Annotated in this window: 5 protein-coding genes; 1 reads left to right on the forward strand and 4 read right to left on the reverse strand. The window is 70.5% G+C overall.

From position 1 onward, the window contains the following. Positions 1 to 197: 197 nt before the first annotated feature. Positions 198 to 716, reverse strand: coding sequence for a dihydrofolate reductase (locus CH341_RS28095; protein ID WP_111422355.1), 519 nt, complete (start codon positions 714 to 716; stop codon positions 198 to 200). Between the two features lie 117 nt (positions 717 to 833). Here CH341_RS28095 and CH341_RS28100 point away from each other — a divergent pair, with 117 nt between their 5' ends. Further along, entirely contained in the window at positions 834 to 3,137 is a 2,304-nt protein-coding gene (locus CH341_RS28100) for a hypothetical protein (protein WP_146604653.1), read from the forward strand. Positions 3,138 to 3,161: 24 nt separating this feature from the next. On the opposite strand, the gene CH341_RS28105 is transcribed toward CH341_RS28100, so the two are convergent. Genes CH341_RS28105 through CH341_RS28115 form a run of 3 tightly spaced genes read right to left on the reverse strand, consistent with a single transcriptional unit; the run spans position 3,162 to position 4,777 of the window. Continuing rightward, on the reverse strand, positions 3,162 to 3,797 hold the full coding sequence (locus tag CH341_RS28105; protein WP_245431287.1) for a thiamine pyrophosphate-dependent enzyme: 636 nt from the start codon (positions 3,795 to 3,797) through the stop codon (positions 3,162 to 3,164). Then, a complete protein-coding gene (locus CH341_RS28110) occupies positions 3,794 to 4,294 on the reverse strand; it encodes a thiamine pyrophosphate-binding protein (protein WP_111422360.1) in 501 nt (166 codons plus the stop codon). Before CH341_RS28110 ends, CH341_RS28105 begins: the two co-directional genes overlap by 4 nt. A 9-nt stretch (positions 4,295 to 4,303) precedes the next feature. Further along, entirely contained in the window at positions 4,304 to 4,777 is a 474-nt protein-coding gene (locus tag CH341_RS28115; protein WP_111422363.1) for a nucleoside deaminase, read from the reverse strand. Between the last annotated feature and the right edge of the window lie 117 nt (positions 4,778 to 4,894).

Here is a 4,894-nt window from a genome sequence, read left to right on the forward strand (position 1 = left end):
CGCCCCGTTCCGGGTCGCGCCAAGACGCTCCCGGCGGAGCGTTTCGCTAAGATGTGGCCTGGGTTATAGGAAACCAACCCCCGTTTCAACGCGCGGACTTGCCGCGGCGCGCGGCTCATGGGCGCACGAGACCGGGCGCACGAGACCGCGCACACGGGACCGGGCACACGGGACCGGGCCCGCGGCGTCCGGCCGGGTCACCCGGCCCGCTCGTACCGGATGAACGCGAACGGCGCCTCGTCCTCGGGCCCGGGCGTCCCCTCGGTCCGCGAGACCTCTCGCCAGACGCGCTCGTCCACGGCCGGAAACCAGGCGTCGCCGTCCGGCCGCAGCCGCACCCGGGTGATCTCCAGCCGATCCGCCGTGCCGATCGCCTCGCCGTAGAGCTGGCCGCCGCCGACCAGCATGACGGCGTCGGCTCCGCGCCGCAGGGCATCGGCCCGCGCAATCGCCAGAGCCGTCGTGAGATCGCCGGCCGCGACCGCCCCGGCGGCCGCGAAGCCGCGATCGCGCGTCACCACGATGGTGGTCCGCCCGGGCAGCGGTCGCCCGATCGAGACGAACGTCTTCCGACCCATCACGACCGGATGGCCCAAGGTCAGCGCCCGAAAGTGCCGGAGATCGGACTTGAGCCGCCACGGCAGTGCGCCGGCACGTCCGATGACGCCATTCTCGGCCACGGCGGCGACGAGCACCAGCGGGGGGGACGCGGTCATGCCGGCCGACCGCCCGTTATCGTGTGGCGTAGAAACAATATGACACGCAAAGGTTGCGCCAGGATGGTATCGTCGACAGTGACTAGTCCGAATCGGTCTCGCCCGGGGAGCCGTACAGTGTTCAGACTGCGACGTGGTTCGGCCGCAGGCCTCCGCCTCGGGCGCGTCTGCATCGGGCTTGCCGGGGTTCTGGCCGGGGTGATCGTCGGGCTCGCCCTGGCCGCCTTGTCGGCGGCAGGCCTCGCCGCAGCGCAGGATGCCGCGGCGCCCGGGCAGGTCAAGACGAATTTCGACCGCATCGTCGCCTGCCTCTCCGAGGGCAACGAGGTGGTGATGGCGCCGCAGCCGGCCTGCGTGCCGCGCCAGGCTGGTGACGCCGTCGCCGACAAGGCCGGCATGCCGCTCGGCGAGCGCGACTGGGCCCGGGTCTGCGGCAACGGGGCGGATCCCCGAAAGCTGCCGAGCGACATCGTCAAGCGCCTCGCCCGCGAGGCCGGGATCGCCCCCACCGGCATCCGCATCGTCGGAGCGCTGTTCTGCGACGGGCTCGACCTCGCCGGCGTCGACCTGCCCTACTCGCTGGTGCTCGACCGCTCGGTCTTCAACGGCCTGCTCGACGCCCGCAACCTGCGGGTCAAGGGCGACCTGAGCCTCGAATACGCGGTGCTGTTCGAGACGTTCCGGCTCAACCGCGCCCGGGTGGAAGGCTCGGTCTATCTCGGCGGCAGCTTCATCCGGAAGCTGCGCGCCTACGACACCCATGTGCAGGGCTCGTGGCAGCACAAGAGCGCGATCGTCTTCCTCGACGCCCACATGATCCGGCTGGCCGTGTCGGGCGACCTCGACATGAGCCGCTCGGCCTTCTCGCGCCTGTGGATCCAGTCGAGCCGCATCGGCGGGACGCTCGGCCTCGACGAGACCGAGGCGCGCTGCGCCTACCACATCAACGGCAGCACGGTCGGCGACCTGACGGCCCATCGGGCCGGGTTCGGCCGGGTCGTCACGATCGGTACGGGACCGCTGGCGACCCGCTATCCGTGGTGGCGGCACGCCGTCGAGGGGCGGCCCGCGACCTACACCCAGACGCTGTTCCGCAGCGCCGCCATCGCGGCCCTGGCCGACCAGGAGCGCCGGCGCGTCGCTCTCCCGGACCTTCCCGCGGACGAGAACGCCCTGTTGCGCGGCTGTCGCCAGGAGGCCGAGGCGCTGCCCAACGGCAGCACCCGCACGGCCGGGATCGAAGGCGTCGCCGGCAGCCGTTATCTCGAGTTCTACGTCTTCGACACCACCGTGCAGGCGTCGCTCTGCCTGACGGCGTTCAACTGGGGGACGCCGCGCGACGGCGAGGTTCCGGACCCGCATCACCCGGTGACGATCCTGGCGCTCAACGGCAGCAAGGTGGACGGCAACCTGGTGATCGACCTGTGGGGCGACGACCCGGCGCTGCGGACCGTGCCCCGCGGCCACCCCGCGTTCGACCGGGTCTCGGAGCTCCACAAGTTCGAGGCCATCGGCCTCTCCGCGACGGCGGCGATCTACAATTTCGCCGACCAGGTCCGGCCGTACGTCACCTATCTGGACGGGCTGCGGTTCGGCCGCATCCACAAGGCGCGGCCGGCCTGCGGCGTCGATTACGGCGCCAGACTCGCGAGCCAGGTCGAGCTGCCGAGCGTCGACGAGGTGCTGCGCTGGCTCGACAAGAACAAGGCGCCGTCCTCGCAGCCTTTCCTCGCCTTCGTGGAGGGCTTCGAGAAGGCCGGAGCCGACGCCAACGAGCTGCGCGTCCAGCGCCGCAATCTCGATCTCTGCGACCGCGTGGTGCGCTGGCTACCCTTCGTCGAGGGGCTGTGTCCGGCCGGCAAGCGGACGCTGCCGGCCGAATCCCCCGATCGGAGCAACGGCACCGTGCAGGCCGGATTCGGCAGCGTGGTCTCGGCGGTCGCCGACCTGGTCGGGACCGCGTTCTCGGTGATGCTGTGGGCGCTCGCCGACCACGGGCTGCGGCCCGGCAAGGTGGTGTGGTGGGTGGCGGGCGTGCTGCTCTGCTTCTGGCTTCTGTTCCGCTTCGGGCTCGGCGTCGTCGGCTTCGAGCCCTCGGGTGCCCCTCGGACGGCGACGAGGCTCTGGCCCGTCGGCCTGCTGTTCCTGTTCGATCGGCTGATCCCGCTCTACAAGATCCGCGAGGAGCACTACGCGATCGCGCATTACTACCGGCTGGCCAGTGCCGACGACGCTGCCGCGACCGACACGGCCGCCGATGCGGCGCCGCGCGAGGCGGTGCTGCGGGGCCGCAAGGTCGCGGTGCAGGTCGTCGACGAGGCCGTCCAGGCCCGGATCGAGAAGCTCCTCGTCGCCTTGCGGGTGATCGGCGTCGTGCTGACGATCTTCCTCCTCGCCGCGCTCAATTCGCTGACCCGGTGAGACGGAGGCGCCGCGGGCCGGCCGTCAGTTGTGCTCGCTCGGGCCCATGACGACGATGCCCTCGGTCGCCTCGACGTGGCGCACGAAGATGTACTTGTCCTCGCGGCCGTCCGAGTGCTTGCGCCGCACGTCGCGGAAGCTCTCCTTGGAGACCTTGGCGACGACCACGAACGGCACCTCGGCGACGAGCCCGCGGCGGCACAGAGCCTCGAAGGCGTCGAGTGTCGTCGCCGTGTGCGCCTCGGCGATGCCGGCGCCCTGGGCGATCTTCGCGATGTCCACCCGCCCCTGCGCCGTGTGGGTGGGCGGGCCGCCGATCGACTGGTAGCACTCGTTGTCCCAGACGACGACCAGGAGGTTCTTCGGCTGCTCGTTGGCCAGCGTCGCCAGAATGCCGAGGTTGAACATCATGCCGCCGTCGGTGTCGAGCGACACGATGCGCCGGTGCGGCAGGCCGACGGCGAGCCCGAAGGCCTGCGGCGTGACGCAGCCGAGCTGCTGCTGAAACAGGCTCGCGGCGCGCATGTGCGGGGCCGCCGTGTACCACTCGTCGACGCTGGCGCCGAGCGACAGGATCACCAGCTCGTCCTTCAGCAGCGGAGCGAGCACGCGCATGCAGTCGAAACGGTGCATCTTGGCCGAGACCGCGGTCGCGCTCATCGCACCAGCCCTCCGGTGATCGCCACGGCGGAGTGATAATAGGAGGCGTAGGACCAGGTGACGGCGTCCTGGATCGCCTGCTTCGCCTTCGCGGCGTCGTCGACGACCCGGTACGGGATCCGCATGGCGGTCAGCAGCGGCTCCATGGTCATGCCGTGCGGCACGGCCCACCAGTTGTTCTCGCCGAGATCGCCGCGATAGCTCATCAGCATCACGACCGGAATGCCGGCGCCCATGCCCATGCGGGCGAGCGGCTCGATGGCGGCGCGCAGGCCGGAATTCTCCATCACCAGCGCGGCGCGCTTGCCGGAGAGGAAGACGCCGCCGCAGATCGCCGCCCCCTCCCCTTCGTTGGTGACCCTGATCGTGCGGATGTCCGGATCGGCGTCGAGCGCCGGATACAGCTCCTTGAACAGCGAGTCCGGCAGGTAGCAGACGACGCTGATGCCGGCGGCCTTCAGCCCGGCGATGACGGCCTCGACGGCAGCGGGTGTCATGCCGGCCCCTCAGCGCGTCAGCGGCACGGCGGCGCCGCTGTACAGCGCGACGCACTCGTCCTGCAGCACGCCCTCGATCACGGTGAGGTCCCAGCCGACCATCTCGGCCAGCCGCTCCACCGTGTAGTCCTTGAAGTTGAAGGCGAGCTTGGCGTGCTGTTGGACGTGGCGGTTGCGCGCCCCGATCACCATGGTCTTGATGCCGGAGTTGAGCACGGCGCCGCAGCACATCGGGCACGGCTCGCAGGTGCAGTAGAAGGTCGCCTCCGGGATCTCCCGCCGCCCGAGCTTCTTGGTCGCGAGCCCGATCGCCAGCGTCTCGGAATGAGCCGTGGTGTCGCAGGTGCCGACCTTCAGGCTCGGCGTCGCGACGACCAGCTCGTCGCCGATCGCCACCACGGCGCCGAACGGCTGCTCGCCCATCGCAGCGCCGCGTACGGCCTCGCCGATCGCGATGCGCATGAATTTCTGGTGGTCGGGCATTTTGTTGTTCTCCGTTGTCCGTAAGCGCCGGGCACGACGGACAAGGCCGTCCCGGATGAAGACCCGTCATGGCCGGGCTTGTCCCGGCCATCCACGAGCTTGCGCATCACCCACGAC

The organism is Rhodoplanes roseus, assembly GCF_003258865.1.
Taxonomy (GTDB): Bacteria; Pseudomonadota; Alphaproteobacteria; order Rhizobiales; family Xanthobacteraceae; genus Rhodoplanes; species Rhodoplanes roseus.